General features: G+C 41.0%; 13 protein-coding genes. 7 read left to right on the top strand and 6 right to left on the bottom strand.

Annotated features, from left to right (window positions below; genetic code table 11):
- Positions 1–44: 44 nt before the first annotated feature.
- Positions 45–1277, bottom strand: coding sequence for an FprA family A-type flavoprotein (locus BQ5321_RS03040; RefSeq protein ID WP_071393156.1), 1233 nt, complete (start codon positions 1275–1277; stop codon positions 45–47).
- 533 nt (positions 1278–1810) lie between these two features.
- Here BQ5321_RS03040 and nagE point away from each other — a divergent pair.
- Complete coding sequence (gene nagE / locus BQ5321_RS03035) at positions 1811–3265, top strand: N-acetylglucosamine-specific PTS transporter subunit IIBC (protein WP_071393155.1); 1455 nt, start codon at positions 1811–1813, stop codon at positions 3263–3265.
- Positions 3266–3354: 89 nt separating this feature from the next.
- On the opposite strand, the gene BQ5321_RS03030 is transcribed toward nagE, so the two are convergent.
- From BQ5321_RS03030 to BQ5321_RS03015, 4 genes are all read right to left on the bottom strand, one after another.
- Positions 3355–4176: a PRD domain-containing protein gene (locus BQ5321_RS03030; protein WP_071393154.1), complete on the bottom strand. Its 822-nt coding sequence runs from the start codon at positions 4174–4176 to the stop codon at positions 3355–3357.
- Between the two features lie 135 nt (positions 4177–4311).
- Positions 4312–5097, bottom strand: coding sequence for a 3-hydroxybutyrate dehydrogenase (locus BQ5321_RS03025; RefSeq protein ID WP_071393153.1), 786 nt, complete (start codon positions 5095–5097; stop codon positions 4312–4314).
- A 188-nt stretch (positions 5098–5285) separates the two neighbouring features.
- The gene (locus BQ5321_RS03020; RefSeq protein WP_071393152.1) at positions 5286–6614 is read right to left on the bottom strand and encodes a hypothetical protein; all 1329 of its coding nucleotides are present in this window, start codon (positions 6612–6614) and stop codon (positions 5286–5288) included.
- Between the two features lie 31 nt (positions 6615–6645).
- Positions 6646–7812 (bottom strand): TraB/GumN family protein, encoded by a 1167-nt coding sequence (locus BQ5321_RS03015; RefSeq protein ID WP_071393151.1) that lies wholly within the window; start codon positions 7810–7812, stop codon positions 6646–6648.
- A gap of 274 nt (positions 7813–8086) precedes the next feature.
- Between BQ5321_RS03015 and BQ5321_RS03010 the strand changes: the two genes are divergently transcribed.
- Positions 8087–9568, top strand: coding sequence for a basic amino acid/polyamine antiporter (locus BQ5321_RS03010; protein ID WP_200798706.1), 1482 nt, complete (start codon positions 8087–8089; stop codon positions 9566–9568).
- Between the two features lie 156 nt (positions 9569–9724).
- On the opposite strand, the gene hprK is transcribed toward BQ5321_RS03010, so the two are convergent.
- Positions 9725–10660 carry an HPr(Ser) kinase/phosphatase gene (gene hprK / locus BQ5321_RS03005; RefSeq protein ID WP_071393150.1) on the bottom strand — a complete coding sequence of 312 codons (936 nt, stop codon included), beginning with the start codon at positions 10658–10660 and terminating at the stop codon, positions 9725–9727.
- Positions 10661–11020: 360 nt separating this feature from the next.
- Between hprK and BQ5321_RS03000 the strand changes: the two genes are divergently transcribed.
- The 5 genes from BQ5321_RS03000 (at position 11021) to BQ5321_RS02980 (ending at position 16797) form a co-directional block, all read left to right on the top strand.
- Positions 11021–12022 (top strand): glycosyltransferase family 2 protein, encoded by a 1002-nt coding sequence (locus tag BQ5321_RS03000; protein ID WP_071393149.1) that lies wholly within the window; start codon positions 11021–11023, stop codon positions 12020–12022.
- Positions 12019–12429 (top strand): GtrA family protein, encoded by a 411-nt coding sequence (locus BQ5321_RS02995; RefSeq protein WP_071393148.1) that lies wholly within the window; start codon positions 12019–12021, stop codon positions 12427–12429. The genes BQ5321_RS03000 and BQ5321_RS02995 overlap by 4 nt, the downstream gene beginning before the upstream one ends.
- An 88-nt stretch (positions 12430–12517) precedes the next feature.
- Positions 12518–15076, top strand: a complete 2559-nt coding sequence (locus tag BQ5321_RS02990; RefSeq protein WP_071393147.1) for a YfhO family protein — start codon at positions 12518–12520, stop codon at positions 15074–15076.
- A gap of 160 nt (positions 15077–15236) precedes the next feature.
- A complete protein-coding gene (locus tag BQ5321_RS02985; protein WP_084786619.1) occupies positions 15237–15527 on the top strand; it encodes a phospholipase A2 family protein in 291 nt (96 codons plus the stop codon).
- 364 nt (positions 15528–15891) lie between these two features.
- Positions 15892–16797, top strand: a complete 906-nt coding sequence (locus BQ5321_RS02980) for a nuclease-related domain-containing protein (RefSeq protein WP_071393145.1) — start codon at positions 15892–15894, stop codon at positions 16795–16797.
- Positions 16798–17813 lie beyond the last annotated feature (1016 nt).

The raw sequence follows: 17813 nt of genomic DNA, 5'->3' as shown, positions 1-17813 counted from the left end.
GCATCTTGTTTCATGTGAAACATTCTATTCTAGTCCGTGTTTTCTTAGATAGCACTTCTTAATAGATCGGCTACAAAGCCTGCTGAATGTTCAATCTTAGCCAGCTGCTCGTCCTTCGGTGAGAATCTGACGCGAACCGGGAATTCAACATGCGTCATACCTGTAGTTTTAATCACCTTTGACGTACTTTGGACATCCATATTGGTTTGATTCAAGTAATCCTGAATGACTTCAATAGCTTCTCCGCTCCAGCCATAGGAACCGAAGGCAGCTCCAATTTTACCTTCTAAATTCATTTCTGGAAGCTCCTTAAGAACGTCCTCAAGGTTTCCAATCATGTCAGCATATCTTGTTGAGCTTCCAATAAAGACGGCATCAGATGCTTTAATGCTTTCAATAATATCCGCTTTCTCTGACTTATCCGCATTGAATACCGTTGCTTGAATCTGATTTTCTTCAAAGATTCGCTGCAGGTGGTTTGCCATTTTCTTCGTGTTATTTTTAATCGTTGTATAGACGATAGTCACTTTTTTATCCTGTACAGTATCCGCACTCATTGTTGCATAAAGGTCAATGTACTGCTGAATATCCTTCCTTAGAATAAAGCCGTGGGAAGGAGCAATCATTTGAACATCAAGCTCTTCTAATGCATCAATTAAGGTTCTAACATATCTGCGGTGCGGGTGAATAATAGCACTATAATAGCCGACAAAATCATCCTTAATATCAAAACCAGCTTCGTCAGCAAAAATATTCTCCACTGCCACATGCGTACTGAAGATATCACATGGGAATAGAATCTTATCCTCGACTGTATAGGTAATCATCGTTTCAGCCGTATGCAAATATGGAGTTTCTTTAAATTTCAATGTTTTTCCGCCAATATCTAATGTATCGCCATCTTTTACTACAAGGAAATTACGGCTATGTAACTTGTACATTTCTTTAAGTTCCTCAACGGCAGGCTCTGTACACACGATCGTTGCATTTGGCGCCTTACCGGCTAATGCAGCCATTCCGCCTGAATGGTCTGGCTCTGTATGGTTAACGACAATGTATTGAATTTCCTTTGGATCAATTAATTCACTTAAGTATTCAACAAACTCTCTACCAAACTCTATATCTACTGTATCAATCACAGTCGGCTTTTCTGATTTAATCAAATACGCATTATAAGTCGTGCCTCTCGCTAAAATTAAACGGTGAAAGGGAACCTCGCGATTATCAATCTTTCCTACCCAGTAAATATCGTTCGCTAATTCTACATGATTCATCATCTATTAAAAATCCTCCTAAACGGTAATGAGAGTTCTTATCAACTAGACTCATCTTACACTAGTAACACCCTTCAAAAAGAGGACTCAAATCACATAATGAAATATATCACTTTTTTAATAGTGAAAAATTAAGAAAGATATCATAGAAGGAGGATTGTGAAGAAGCTTTCATTTAGGCTGATAAACACGCTGAAATTCAAGAATTTGTAACAATAGAGGGTAAAAGTAATATTTTAACATTTATTGTTATATGGTATGATTTACTCATATTAATAGGATCACATGTTACTGATACGATCAGGCATGGTGGTAATGTAGAGGGTTTTTTAACCTTTTATTGTACCTCCATGCCTTTTAATTTTTACCTATCACCAATCTATACCAGCATCCTACATCATGAACAAATATCACGTGCATTAAAGGAGGTGGTTGTCTTCCTATACTGATTCCCTTCAAGTCTCCACTTAATTTTTTTGAAATTATTTTCCTTTATTCATTTTTCACAGAATCCCCTTTTTAGGAGGTAAAAAGTCATGATGAAATATTTACAAAAACTTGGCCGCTCTTTAATGCTTCCAGTTGCAGTACTACCTGCAGCAGCGATTTTAATGGGTATTGGTTATTGGATCGATCCAACCGGCTGGGGGGCTGAAAGTCCAGTTGCTGCCTTCTTCATTAAGGCAGGTGGTGCGATTATTGACAATATGGCCGTTCTATTTGCGGTCGGCGTAGCCCTTGGTATGGCAAAAACGAAGGACGGATCAGCGGCACTAAGCGGCTTGGTCGGCTACCTTGTTGTGACGACCATTCTTTCTTCCGATACCGTTGCCATGCTTCAAGCCGTTCCAGTTGAAGAGGTAAATGCAGCATTTGGAAAAATCGGTAACCAATTCATTGGTATTATTTCCGGTTTAATCGCCGCTGCCATGTACAATCGCTTCAGCCATGTGCAATTACCTGATGCCTTGTCCTTCTTTAGCGGAAAGCGTCTTGTACCAATAATGACTTCTGTCGCGATGTTAGCTGCTTCAGTTGTTCTATTCTTTGTCTGGCCGGTTGTCTATTCAGGCCTAGTTGCCTTTGGTAAAGGAATCAGTGACTTAGGTGCAATTGGTGCAGGTCTCTATGGTTTCTTCAATCGTTTATTAATACCAGTCGGATTACACCATGCCTTGAACTCAGTATTCTGGTTTGATGTTGCCGGCATTAATGATATCGGTAATTTCTGGGCAAGTGAAGGTGAAAAGGGGATCACGGGTATGTACCAAGCCGGTTTCTTCCCTGTTATGATGTTTGGCCTTCCTGCTGCTGCTTTAGCGATGTATCATACGGCAAAGGATGCTAAGAAAAAGACAGTAGCTGCCTTAATGTTAGCAGGCGCAGTTGCAGCCTTCTTTACCGGTGTTACTGAACCACTTGAATTTGCTTTTATGTTTGTTGCTCCACTATTATACGTCGTACACGCGGTGTTAACTGGTATTTCCTTAACAATCGCAGCGATGTTCCATTGGACAGCAGGCTTTGGCTTTAGTGCCGGTTTTGTAGACTTTTTCCTTAGCTTGAGAATTCCAATTGCAAACCAGCCATATATGCTGTTAGTTCAAGGACTTGCGTTTGCGGCTGTCTACTATTTCGTGTTCCGCTTCATGATCACAAAGTTCAACCTGATGACTCCAGGTCGTGAGGACGATTTTGAAGAAGAAGGTACAGGAAGTTTCACCGCTGGTAATAAATTTACTGCTATGGCATCCATTATTTACGAAGGCCTAGGTGGAGATGCTAACGTAATTTCTGTCGACAACTGTATTACCCGTTTACGTGTGGAAGTAAAGGATATGGAGGTCGTTGACGAGAAGAAAATTAAATCTGCGGGCATACCGGGGATTAAGATTGTTGGTAAAAATAATATACAAGTCATTGTCGGAACGAATGTCCAATTTGTTGCCGATGAAATTGACCTCATTCGCAATCATAAACACGTTTCTTAAATAAACAAATAACGCTTGAAGACCCTTCCAAGACGGACAATAGATTCCCTTACTGTCTCGACTGAGGATTAGTCTCCAAGCGTTTATTTCTATTCTGATTTTTGCAACCGTTCTATATGTATCGTCAGGTAGCCCAGCTCATGCTCTGGAAGACAGATGGAATATTGGTGAGCAAGATTGTCAGCCACCTTTAGAGCGCATTTATAGGAAATTGGAAATTTAGCCTTAATCATCCTTAACATCTCTTCGTCCATTGGATTTGTATTAAATTGCCCGATTCTAGTGACAGCAAAGCGGAGATGTGTGATTAACCGTTGGTAGGATAGCTCCTCTTCATCGACCTTCAATTGCATAAATTCTTTAATTGTCTGGATGATGTGACTAAGGATAGCGGTCTGCCTCAAGGTTTGCTTCATATTCGAGCCTTGGATTTTGGCGGTATGAATATGTATCGCAATATAGGCTGCTTCATCAACTGGCATTTTGACACCCATTTTCTCTTCAATATGCTTGAGTGCCCATAGCCCGATTTCAAATTCTGGCTTATAGAGGAGTTTAATTTCATTGAAAAGCTTATTCGTAAAATTCACCCCATCCTTCACTCTTTCAATCGCAAAGGACACGTGATCGGTAAGGGCAATATGGATATGGCCGTTTAATTTCGTCCCAAGAAAACGCTCGGCATGGTCAATAATTTCCTCTGAGATAGTAAAGTGCGCTGCCGGGATTTGCTTAAGCATCTGTTGAAATCTCTCATTCTCCTTCAGCACAAATAGCTTTTCAATTTTTCTTGGATTCACTAAATCGTTTTTCCCTTTTTGAAAAGCAATTCCCGTCCCAATCGCAATTTTTTCCTCATTCTGATCACTAATCACCACAGCATTATTATTTAATATTTTCTTGATTTTCAAACGGAATCATCTCCTTGCTTTTCAAAAGGGGAATTAAGCTGTGTTCAAATTTGACATTATCCTCTTTAATATAACCGATATTCTAGCAATCGGAAATAGCGATTATTTTACCAGATAGGATTTTTTACCTAGGCTTTACTGAGCCGTATAACCCCCATCCAACACAACCGCTTGACCGGTAATGCCTGCTCCTTTTTCACTCGCTAAAAAAATCGTGTAATTCGCAATTTCAGTGGCTGCTAATAATCTCTTTTGTGGAACCATTGCCAAAATCACATCCTCAAGCACACTCTCAAGACTAACCTTTCTTGTCCTTGCTAGGTCAGCTATTTGGCCACGGACAAGGGGTGTGTCAACATAGCCTGGGCAAAGGGCATTGACGGTAATTCCATCTCTGGCACATTCTAAGGCGGCTACCTTTGTTAGGCCAATTACACCATGCTTGGCACTGTTATAGCCTGCCTTGCCAGCAAAGCCAATCAACCCGTTGATGGAAGCCATATTAATAATTCGCCCACACTTCTGAGCCTTCATAATCGGAAATACAGTTTTAATTCCAATAAAGGAACCAGTAACCATAACCTTTAACAACTGTTCGAATTTCTCTGTCGGGAATTCCTCAATAGGTGCCACATATTGAAGACCTGCATTGTTAACAAGGATATCTAAGGTACCAAAGGTTTTATGGGCATACTCGATGGCCCTTTTATAGGCTTCCTCATTGGTCACATCACATGGAGCTGATAAGGCTTCATAGCCATTCTCCCTTAATTCCTCTGCAATTTGCTTGCACCTTTCTTGATTAAGGTCAGAAATCACGACCTTTGCGCCTTCTTCAGCAAACCGCTTAACCAGCTCCAAACCAATTCCACTTGCAGAGCCTGTAACAAATGCCGTCTTTCCCATTAGAGATTTTTGCATATCCTACCTCCCTATTTTTCAACATTCTTATCCTTCCACTTCCGTTTGCCTTATTACAAGATATGAATCTATTTCGATAAATAGTTGCCAAACCCTCTAGTTTGATAAAAAAAGAGAAACCCACCTGATTCATATGAGTCTCTCTACCTTCTAATCTATTTAACTTCATTCAGACTAGCAATCTATCATTACAAAAAGGAAATTGCTGCCACTCCAATTGTGACAACCGTCAAGATATACAGTCCGTTTGTCCTTAGTCCAACCTGAACACCGGAAAGATGGGAAAAACGGCTCACCATTAAATTCAGCCCTGAAAATGGACTTAAGGCCGTCGAAATATACCAGGTTAATAGTAGAATAAAGGCCAAAGCAATACTGTTGATGCCAAGCTCTGCTGGATTCAACTGCATTGCCAGTGCACCTACGACAGCAATTTGGTGAATGCCGATATAGGTTAAGCAGAATACAATCAATAAGACAGCTATCGCAAATAAGAAAAAGGACTGATGAGCCAGCAGCTTAAGAATATGGCTGACCCCATTCATGACACTGGTCCCCTTTAATGCGAATGCCAGCATCCCTGCACTCATAAACAGCATAATTTCATTATTCATCAGTGGGACAGCACGGTCCCGGAAATCAGTCCATAACGGCTTAGCCTGCTTCCATTTAGACGTAACAGCCGTCATAAGCAGCGGAACAGAGATTGAAATAAGACAGACAATGACTATCATCGACCATTTCGTGACAGCTTCAATGATTAAGCAGGCGGCCATTAACAGAGCAACAAACAGCACCATTTCTGTCAGCTTTCTGCGCTGCTTTTTTTCAATAGGCTGTATCGAAGCTTGATCACAAACCATCGGATTTCTTTTCTCCCAAAGGACAAAAAATAAATTTCCAACCAATAAAGAAAGAATCGAAATGCCCATTCCATAAACAAAATAGTCTTTAAAAGGGACATTTAAATAATGAAGCACCAATGACACTGATGCAAAATAGGGAGACCACATCAGAGCCGTCGAAAAACCAACAATATAGCTTTTTGCCGACATCTCTGATGGTAGCTCCAAGTCCTCTAAAAACTCATTCACGATTCTCACAGAGCCTAAATTTAATATTGGACTGACAAAAAATAACGTTCCTGTTATTCCGGCATATAACTTTTGCGGATGGTGAAGCAGGTTATGTAATAAGCGGGACACTGCTTCAAAGTAGCCTCCAAGCTTCAGCGGAATCGCCAAAAGCGGTGCTAGTGTAATCAGGCTAAGCAAGGGAAGAATCAGAAAGATTCCCTCACTAATTCCAGCCACACCGGTTCCTTTGCTCCATTCAAGTGCAATTCCAACGCTCATCATCACTAAACCAAGCATACGTGGAAACCTGTCGGCCTTGCCTGCACTTCCAAGAAAAGCCATCAGGGAGAGCAGGACCACGAGATATTGCAGCCAGGCAGCATCGAGAAAATATTGCACGATAAACAGTGTACACATTCCTAAAATGAGATAGCTTCTCATGTCTTAACTCTCTCCCTTGACCATTTCCCGTCTACAGACTGTTAATGAATAGACGGACAACATCCATTCCGCCAATAAAGGTTCCTAATGAGCTTCCGATGTTTGCCAGCACCACAACAAGCAGAATCCGGGTCACTTTATTATTCCAAAACCCCTTCACACTGTAGACGTCCTCTGCAAGATTTTCGAAGTCCCTCACACTTGGTCTCCGTAAATAGGCTTGAACGATTCCTGTAAACCAGCCTGCTGCTGTAATGGGATCCAGAGCTGTGATAGGGGCTGCTATAAAGGCTGTTAGGATTGTCAGTGGATGTCCAAACGCAATCGCCGTTCCGAGCGCTGAAAGGACACCATGCCATAGCCACCAGCTGATGGTCTGCTGCATGCCTGCCTCTGGATTTGCATAGAAGGTATAAGCAATCATTGCAATAATCAATAATGGAATCGCCCAACCAAGCACCTTTGGTAGCTTTGATTTCGGCGGCCTCTCTGTTATCAATGTTAAGTCATGATCCTTCTTGATTTCCTCTTTAATACCTGGAACATGGGCAGCACCTAAGACAGCGACTATTTTTGTACCCGGTGCCTCTCTGATTTTCTGGGCTAAATATTGGTCACGCTCATCAATAAGCGGTGTTTTAAGCTTTGGAAAACCCTCCGTAAACTCACTCAGAATCGTATTGAGCATGTCCTGGGATTTCATTTTTTCTAGTTCTTCCTCTGAGATGGTTTCCTTACTGAAGATACTGTAAACGACCTGCGTAATCAGCTGCATTTTTCCCCACCAGCCGACATTATGCCAGATGCGGGAAAAAGTAACTTGGATGTCCCTGTCGGCTAAAACGAGCTGGGCCCCCGCCTCCTTAGCTGACTCTATGCCTTGAATCATTTCCTGGCCTGCATTAATACCAAATTGTGCAGCCATCCGTTTTTGAAAGGAGGAAAGTGCCAGGTTCATTAATAGTAGTGTGGCTTTTTTTTCTTTAATGACCTTAAAGATATCCATTTCACTCCATTTATTTCCCTCTGTTATGGATTGATATCTTTGTTCATCCAGCTCCACACAGACTGCGTCTGGTTTTTCCGCCTCAATGACCTCTTTTACCTGCTCAGCACTATGCTTCGAAACATGTGCGGTTCCAATTAGAATAAATTCCTTCCCGTCCAACTGGATTCTTGTAATATTCTCTTCTATCATAAATGACCTTCCTTTTATGGCTTCACTCATTTTTGCGACAATTTTCTGCTAAAAAGTTCCTGTCATTCTTCCATAATAAACTAGAATCGATTAAATATGAAACAAATTTGGCTATATTCCTTTTTATGCTGTTGCAAATTCCCCATAAACATGATTGTTAATTTTTATTGTAGCCACTACGTGGACCATAGACCGACCATCAATAAGAGAGAATAATTCAATCGGCTCGAGCAACAATAACTCGTATGATGAAATGGCACTGGAGGGATTGTTTTTGGATCAAGCAATGAGAAATGAGAATGTCCGGATTAAGATGAATCAGACAGGGGAGGAAAAGGAAAAGAAGCTGGGGCTTGGGCTTTTAATTGCCCTTGGGGTCGGCTCGATGATTGGCGGAGGTGTTTTCAATAGTCCAACCGATTTGATTACCGTCGCAAATCCTCAGACTATCCTACTTTCCTGGTTTATCGGTGGCTTTGGTGTTTTAGCCCTCGCGTTAATTTTTCAGCTACTTGCCGAAAAAAGACCGGAGCTTGAGGGCGGTATATACTCCTATGCAAGAGCAGGCTACGGGGATTTCATGGGTTTCCTTTCCGCCTGGGGCTATTGGACGAGCGGCGTATTTGGCAACGTTGCATTCTTCACACTGATCATCAAAACATTAAACAGCCTACTTGGTCCACAGTATCAGCTTCAGCCGATTGTTTCATTTATTTTAGCTTCAATTGTTCTATGGGGTGTTGTCTATATCCAAACGAGAGGGACGAAAAGTGTCGGTATCATTAATGCGATTGTTACGGTTGCCAAACTAATTCCGCTTACCCTCGTTGTTCTATTAGGTTTCTTGGTCTTTAAGCCTGAGCTATTTGCTGTAGCAAACTGGCAGTCTACATTGGCAAGTGTTCCTGAGCCAGCGGCGGCGGCGACTACCCTAGGTTCCCAAATCAATGGAGCCATGGGTGTCATCCTCTGGTGTTTTATTGGCGTCGAGGCATCAACCATTTTAGCCGAAAAGGCTGAATCACAAAAGATTGTGGGAAAAGCAACCGTCATTAGCCTTTTATTCACCTTGGGTATTTATATTGCTATATCCGTCGTGGCAATGGGAGTTTTATCAGCCGAGCAGCTCGCCCAATCTGGGACACCCTTGGCAAGTGTCTTAGGCAGCACGGTCATCGGGGATGCCGGGGCCATTATTGTTAAATTGGGGATTATTGTGTCCGTACTTGGAGCTTTAATCAGCTGGGTGCTAATCGCCTCGCAGCTACCCTATATCGCGGCAAAGGAAGGCGTCATGCCGAAAATGTTTGTCAAAACCAATAAGCTCGGTGCACCGGTAAGTGCTCTGCTGCTTACAAACGGAATTGCACAGGTATTTCTGCTCGTCCTGTTATCAACAAAGCTTCAAAGCATTTATAATATGGTTCTCCTTTTAGCAACAACTTGTATTTTAATTCCATACCTACTTTCTGCTCTCTACTCTGTAAAGGTCTGCCGACAGGATCGATTAAATGCTAAAAGCATGATGATTTCCATCATTGGTGTCGTTTACTCTGTCTATGTAATCTTAGCAGTCGGCATTGTCTACCTGGCTGCCTCGTTTATTATCTATGCACTAGGTATGTTTGCCTTTATCAAGGCAAAGAAGGAACAAAAGGAAAAGGTAACAAAAGCTGAATGGATTGGCGTTTCCATCGTATCGCTCCTCGGGATTGTTACGACCTTCCTCTTAGCTATAGGCATCATTGCTATTTAAGGTGCCTGACACCGTAAAAAGACAAATGAACTGTATGTATCCATCTACAGTGTCAGGCACCAGAATGTTTCACATGAAACATTCTCATCGAATCATGGTTGATTCTTGATGAAAGAAAGAGACAACCTCCTTGAGATTGCCTCTTTCTTCTAATTGCTATTTGGAATCCCGGTCAGCAAAGTCGGCTTCGATTCTGCTTAAAAACTCCTCAGCTGCACTGTAGCCCTGCTGCCGTAAATACCAGTTATTTGCGGCAGCCTCTATTAATCCAGCAACATCACGACCAGGCTGGAGTTGGATTTCAATTGATGGAATTTTAACACCCATATACTCGGTAAATTGAGTCTCCTGCTCCAGCTCATTGTTTAAAGCATCCTTTTCCCATTTCGTTAAAAGAATATCAAGTGCAATCCGGGTTTCTTCCTGGAATGCCTTACGTCCATACATACGAACAACATTAAGCAGCCCTATACTCCTTAGAGCAAGAAACTCCTTCGTCTTCTTATCATGGGTACCAAGAATCGTCTGTGGACTGAGCTTTTTCAGTACGACAATATCGTCTGCCACTAGACGGTGTCCACGACCAATTAATGTATGGGCTGTTTCACTTTTCCCGACACCGGAATTCCCACGCAGTAAAATACCCATGCCGGATACATTGAGACAGACTCCATGAATCGCAATTTCCGGTGCTAATTCCTTCACTAAATAGGCATCCAATTTCGTAATAAATTCAGAAGTCGTTTCGACCCTTTTTGTGACTAACAATGGAATTTTTTCTTCGCTGCAGTGATGTCGTAAATAGGTCAGTCCCTCTTCACCAGCTGTCACTATAAAACACGGCGGGTGATAATGAACAATATTCCCGATTCGGATTCTTCGTTCCTCATCACTTAGCTTATGTAAATAGGTTATTTCCTTTTTTCCCAAAATTTGGACACGTTCAGTTGGAAAAAAATCAAAATGACCAACAAACTCCAAACCTGGACGATGTACCCTGGATTGTGTAATGGGCTTCTGCAGCTTGTCCTCGCCGGTTAATACTTTCAAAGAAAACTTTTTTACCAGGTTTTCAACCGTAATTTCCTTCACGTTTCCCTTCACCGTCCTAAATGCGCTTCTAATTTTGAATTATACTGAAAGATTATGAAAACGTCATCTTTTAACTATATCAGGCCTTAAGATAACCTTATACATCTTGATCGAACAATAAAATGATTTCATCTCAACTGAGATTAGCACAATCAACCACGATTCATTTTTTGAATTCAATCATAAAAAATTTAGAATGATATCCCTGAACTTGGAAATACTGAATGGTTGGAAGGACATGACATGATTAAGCAATCTAAATATTTTGTAAAATTATGTAAACGAGACTTTCCTAACATATTCATTTAAAACTTTATTTGTTAATATGAATATATAGAATTTTCTGAAGGAGTATGTCGAATGAATCTTATTACGATAATCGTACCAGCATATAACGAAGAAGATGTATTGCATAAACTATATGATCGATTAAAAACTGTTATCACAAGTGTTCCGGCATATCAGTTTGAAATTCTATTTGTTAATGATGGGAGTAAAGATAATACATTAAGCATCATTAAAAAACTAAGAGAATGGGACAAGCGAATTTCCTATGTTAACCTCTCCCGCAACTTTGGTAAAGAAATTGCCATGCTTGCCGGCTTGGACCATGCAAAGGGAGATGCTGTCATCATTATTGATGCTGATTTACAGGATCCTCCTGAGCTGATTCCGGAAATGATTAAATACTGGGAATTAGGCTATGACGATGTGTACGCGAAACGTCGAACAAGGTCCGGAGAGACATGGTTTAAAAAATGGTCCTCTTCCGCTTTCTATAAAGTGCTAAAAAAAATGAGCCGCATCCAAATTCAGGAGAACACAGGTGATTTCCGCCTTCTCGACAGACGTTGTGTGGAGGCGCTCAAACAGATTCGTGAAGCCCAGAGATATACAAAGGGCATGTTTAGCTGGATTGGCTTTAACAAAAAGGAAATATTATTTGACCGTGATCCTCGGGCTGCGGGGGAAACGAAGTGGAATTATCCCCGCTTAATTGACCTAGCCATTGAGGGAGTCACTTCATTTACAACAACACCTTTACGCCTATCCGCCTTTTTGGGCTTCGTCATTTCCTTTTTCTCTTTTTTCTATATCGTATGGATTATTGCCAAAACCCTGATTTTCGGCGAGAAAGTCGCAGGCTATCCCTCTCTAATGGTCGTTATTCTATTTCTAGGAGGCATCCAGCTCCTTTCCTTAGGCATTATCGGAGAGTATCTCGGCAGGATTTTTAATGAAACGAAAAATCGCCCGCTTTATTTTGTCGATGAATATAATAACGAAAAAGCATTAATTCAGGACCAGACTCCACAGGCAGAAAGTAAATTTACTAGACACCTAAACAGAGGAAGAGCATGAATAATCGAAGAGAAATCATCAGCTACCTTTTCTTTGGCTTTTTAACGACTGCCGTAAATATTGTTAGCTTTTGGCTCCTTAACCAGTATGCTGCGATGGATTATCGCTTGGCAACCACGATTGCCTGGGTGTTATCCGTGCTGTTTGCCTTTATTACCAACAAGCTTTTTGTCTTTAATAGCAAAACGCTGGACTTCGCCTCTATCATGAAGGAGTTGACATCATTTCTTTTTTTCCGTTTACTATCCTATTTACTGGACATATTCACCATGATTATTCTCGTGGAAATAGTTCTGACAAGCAGCCTGACAGCCAAAATCATCGCCAATATTCTCGTTGTTATATTCAATTACTTTGCCAGCAAATTTATCATTTTCAAGCCTTCAAAAGGAATAATGGAAAAGTAAGGTGCCAGGCACCACAAAAAAGACAAAGTACTTGAAACTGTCCATTTGTGGTGCCTGACACCTTTCATTATGAAAGGATTTGTCATGTATGGAAATTGTTAAAAGGATATCGGGGTATATAGGTTTATTTTTTACACCGATTTTGATTTTATTCGTTCTATTATGGAGACTGCAGGTTGCGCCCTTTGGTGAGAGCTCTATCTGGTATATTGACTTACCCTCGCAGCTAACGATGTTTTACAATCACTTATATGATGTACTAAAGGGCAGTGCTAGTCCTGTTTATACCTGGAATTTCGGAATGGGGACTCCCTTTTGGGCTACCATTTGCTATTATTTATCATCACCGTTATCGATTCTGATTCTGTTATTTCCCAGGTCATATATTCCCTACTCTATCCTGATCATCTGGCTAATAAAAGTAGGCCTTAGCTCCATTAGCATGTCTTACTTATTGAAAAAGCAATTTACTAGCAGCCAGCTGGTGATTTTTATCTTTTCCATTAGCTATGCGTTAATGTCCTTTTCCATTACCTATTATTTTTTACCGATGTGGATAGATGCTGTTTTCTTATTACCGATCATTATTGCCGGTGTCCATAGGATAATCAAGGGAGAGAAGCACCAGCTATTCTTATTTAGTCTCGCTCTTTTGTTTTTGGCGAACTTCTATATTTCTTATATGGTTGGCATCTTTGTTTTTCTATACTTTATCGCCGAGTGTATCGTGCAGCGTATTAGGGGCAAGGAGCGGCTTAATCGGTTCCTTGCCTTTTTCAAGAGCGTGTTTCTCGCTTTTTTATTTACAAGCTTCGTGACCATTCCAACCTATTTAGCAGTGAAAAAAAATAAATATACGCCAGAGGATGTGGATATCCTCTCGTATCTGTTAAATCCCCTTGATGTTTATGGCAGCTTTTTTAACGGTACTACCATCATTCAAAACCTGAGTATTTATGCAGGGCTTGGCGTTTTACTGCTGGTACCGCTCTATTTTATCAATCAAAAATACTCTATCCGTGAAAGGATTACATATGGGCTTTTCCTAGGCTTTCTGCTCTACAGCCTGACCTTTACTCTATTAAATATGGCCTGGCATGTATTTGAAATGCCGAACGGGGCTCATTACCGCTATGCCTTCCTAGTGTCGTTTCTTATGATTATCCTGTCTGTAAAAGCGGTTAGGAGAATCGATGCGGTGACCATCAAGCAGGTGGTCTGGGTCACGCTCATTCATATTCTTTTCTTAAGTCTTGCGAACAAGCTACTAGAGCCGACGACCTTTGCACTTGGATTAGTTAATCAAAACATTCTAATGCTTATCTTTTATGCTTTCTTCCTGCTTCTGCTAATGTATAGGGGCCTATCGAAAAAAATGACAGCATTAATAAAGATAGGGTTGTGTCTCTTAGTACTAGGCGATTTGGGGCTTAACAGCCATGCGATACTAGGCAACTATATCCAAGCCTCCTACCCGCATAGCTGGTATAACGAGCATAACCCCGCTTATGAAAAAGCGATTCATAAGCTGCAATCGATGGACCAGGACTTCTATCGTACAAAGATTGAACCCGAGCTTGTAACCTCACAGAATGAGTCATTAAGGTATAAATATAAGGGCATGTCGATTTATACCTCCACAGGCGATTCGGACCATAATCTCTTTTTACGCCAGCTTGGCTATCGAGCAGATGAGCGTACCATCCGAATGGAAGGTGGTCTCTTTTTAAGTGACGCTCTGCTAGGTTTCAAGTATATAGTGACAAGGGAAGAGCTTGATAGGAGAATCTATACAAAGGTAATCGAGGAAGATGAAATAAAGGTCTATCAATTGAAGCATCATCTTCCATTAGGGTATATGGTTTCGAACCAATTTATGAACGATACGAAGCATTCAAATCCTTTCCAGGTTCAAAATCGATTATTGGATGGAGAAACAGACCAACTCATTTATGAAAAACAAGCTCCGCCAACTGATTTAATCGGTCTGACAGAGCAAACAACTAGCTCTGGAGAGAAGCTGCTGCACAAAAAGGCAGGAGAGCCAGCTACGACCATGAAGACAAACATCAATATGAAGGATACAAGTCAGCTTTATATGCAGTTAGATCCTTTGACCTATCAGGGCTATGAGGACAAACTTGACCTATTCATCAATAAGCAACCGATTCAGGGCTCGAAGGTAGACGTGTTAAATCTAGTCGATTTAGGAACCTATGAGAATGGGGAGCTGACGATTGAGGTCCGCCTAAACGGTGACCTTGAGCAGCTGCGAAAGCCCGTCTTTTACACCTTAAACTATTCAATGCTAGAGCAAGAGCTAACCAGGCTGAAGCAGCAGTCGTTCCAGATTAAAGACTATTCAGATACAAGCATAAGTGGTGAAATAACTGTTCAGGAGGACAATCAACGTTTATTCTTAAGCATTCCATATGATGAAAATTGGAAGGTGGACGTCAACGGTGTACAGGCTGAAATTCAGAAGGTCGGAAGGTTTATGGCCATTCCACTGGATAAAGGCAAGCACACGATCCAATTGAGCTATGTTCCAACCACCCTCCTAATCACACTAGGAGTCTCGCTACTCTCCTTTATAAGCTATCTGCTCTCACTCGCATATAAAAGGCGAAGAAAGCATCATGCCTAAAGTGACAGGCGCCACAAAAGGACAAAATCACTAGTTCTGTCCATTTGCGGTGCCTGTCACTATTTTTTTATTCGTTAGGTAGCGGCTTATACAGGATGAGATAGAAATGAATAGCTTGTACTATAGATAGTAAATAATAATAGAAGGGAGGAACATTGTATTGTCGGAAAATCGACGTAGAAGACCTGGTTTTTGTATTTTTCCTGACTATAACTGGTGTGGTCCGGGCTGTAACGGACCTGGTGCCCCCATTAATGACCTCGATGCCTTATGTAAAGAGCATGATACCTGCTACAGGCAATCCCATAACCGCTGCGCATGTGATCAGCTATTTCTCCGCCGCCTCCGCTCCCAAGTAAATCCTCATACCCAAAAGGGAAGACAAGCTCAATTAATCTATAACTATATGAAATTCCAAACACTTTTTACTTGTAACTTTCATAAAAGATAACTTCTAACTAACTAATTTTAGAAACCAATAACCGTACCCATTCTGCTGCTCATTTCTCAGAGATAGGTACGGTTTATCCATACATAATACCTGCGTTGGTTAGCCATACCAAGAACAAAAAAGAAGCTATAGGAGTGCTGATATGGATATTTACGGTGAAATTTGGGCAGCTGATATACAGGGTAGCGGCATCACAGCTTGCGAAAGCAGGAATCTAACAGAGGGGATACATCGTCGTGGATCCAAAGGTCACTTCTCCTGACCATAGAATAATAAGTTAACAAAATCTTCATGTACTTCCTAGAGCCGCATCGATATACTGAATATAACGAACATCGGGAAGTAAATAAACGGAAGGTGAACTATGCCCTATAAATCTCGTACTGAACCGATTGAATTACTCATCATGGAATCTCTTTACAATCGAGTAGAATTATCTGAAAAAGAACAGAAGCAATACTCCAGTCTAAAAAAGGGCTATAAAGGGGAAGTCCTATTTGATAAGTTAACAGAAACACTTCAATGTGACTGCTTGATATTAAATGATTTACGGCTAAGGCACCACAGCACATATTTCCAGCTCGATTCTCTCATCATTATGGCAGATAAGATTTTTCTTTATGAAATAAAAAACTATGAAGGGGATTATTTTTTTGAAGCAGATAAGTTTTATATGAGACCTAAAACAGAAATCAACAACCCTCTCACTCAACTGAGCCGAAGTGAATCATTGCTTCGACAGCTGATTCTCAGCCTAGGATATAACCTTCCACTTGAAGCTTCAGTTGTCTTTATTAATTCCGAATGTACTTTATATCAAGTACCTCTCAACAAACCGATTATTTTTCCTACTCAAATTCATCGCCACCTAAACAAGCTAAATTTGTTCCCTTCACAATTAAAAAACAACCATTATATGCTAGCTGATAAATTAGTTAATTTGCATATCAAGAATTCCCCACACACCTCACTGCCTTCCTATGATTATCATCAGCTACAAAAGGGAATTCTTTGTGATAGATGTCATTCATTTTCAATTTCGATAGAAGGAAACTACTGTATCTGTCAGGATTGCTCGGAAAAGGAAACGGTTGAGAAAGCAGTACTGCGAAATGTGAAGGAGTTTAAAATGCTATTTCCAGATCAAAAAATTACGACAAGTGTTATTCATAACTGGTGTCAGGTAGTGATGTCAAAGAAAAGGATTAAGAGAATACTAGGAAGGAATTTTAACATTATTGAGAAACGGCGATGGACTTACTATGAATGAAAAGCTGACTAGTTAGAAATAAGTCTATCAATGATAGACTACTTATTAATAGAAACAATCATTTTTGTCCTTCATTAAGTACTATGAAGGACTTTTTTCCTTTTTCATTACACTCCCACGGTTTAAACATGTTATAGGGCTTGATTTGAAGTTTTTGTTCTTGGTACCTTTCTCTATCGGACACTTCACTCCTGTACCCCTTACTCCTTTGGTCTTTTGAACCCCTTTATCGGACACTTCAACCATGATACCTTGCCTCTTTGGTCTTTTGAATCCCTCTATCGGACACTTCTCTCTTGTACCCTTGCCTCTTTGGGCTTTTGAATCCCTCTATCGGACACTTCTCTCCTGTATCCTTGCTCCTTTGGTCTTTTGAACCCTTCTATCGGACACTTCTCTCCTGTATCCTTCCCTCTTTGGTCTTTTGAACCCCTCTATCGGACACTTCTCTCCTGTACCCCTTGCTCCTTTGGTCTTTTGAACCCCTCTATCGGACACTTCTCTCCTGTATCCTTGCTCCTTTGGTCTTTTGAACCCTTCTATCGAACACTTCTCTCCTGTATCCTTGCCTCTTTGGGCTTTTGAACCCTTCTATCGGACACTTCTCTCTTGTACCCTTGCCTCTTTGGTCTTTTGAATCCCTCTATCGGACACTTCTCTCCTGTATCCTTCCCTCTTTGGTCTTTTGAACCCCTCTATCGGACACTTCTCTCCTGTATCCTTCCCTCTTTGGTCTTTTGAACCCCTCTATCGGACACTTCACTCCTGTACCCCTTGCTCCTTTGGTCTTTTGAACCCTTCTATCGGACACTTCAACCATGATACCTTCCCTCTTTGGTCTTTTGAACCCTTCTATCGGACATTTCACTCCTGTATCCTTCCCTCTTTGGTCTTTTGAATCCTTCTATCGGACACTTCAACCATGATACCTTGCCTCTTTGGTCTTTTGAACCCCTCTATCGGACACTTCTCTCCGGTATCCTTCCCTCTTTGGTCTTTTGAACCCCTCTATCGGA

Source organism: Bacillus tuaregi (assembly GCF_900104575.1).
Lineage (GTDB): Bacteria > Bacillota > Bacilli > Bacillales > Cytobacillaceae > Bacillus_BD > Bacillus_BD tuaregi.
This window is presented reverse-complemented; position numbering and strand designations above follow the sequence as displayed.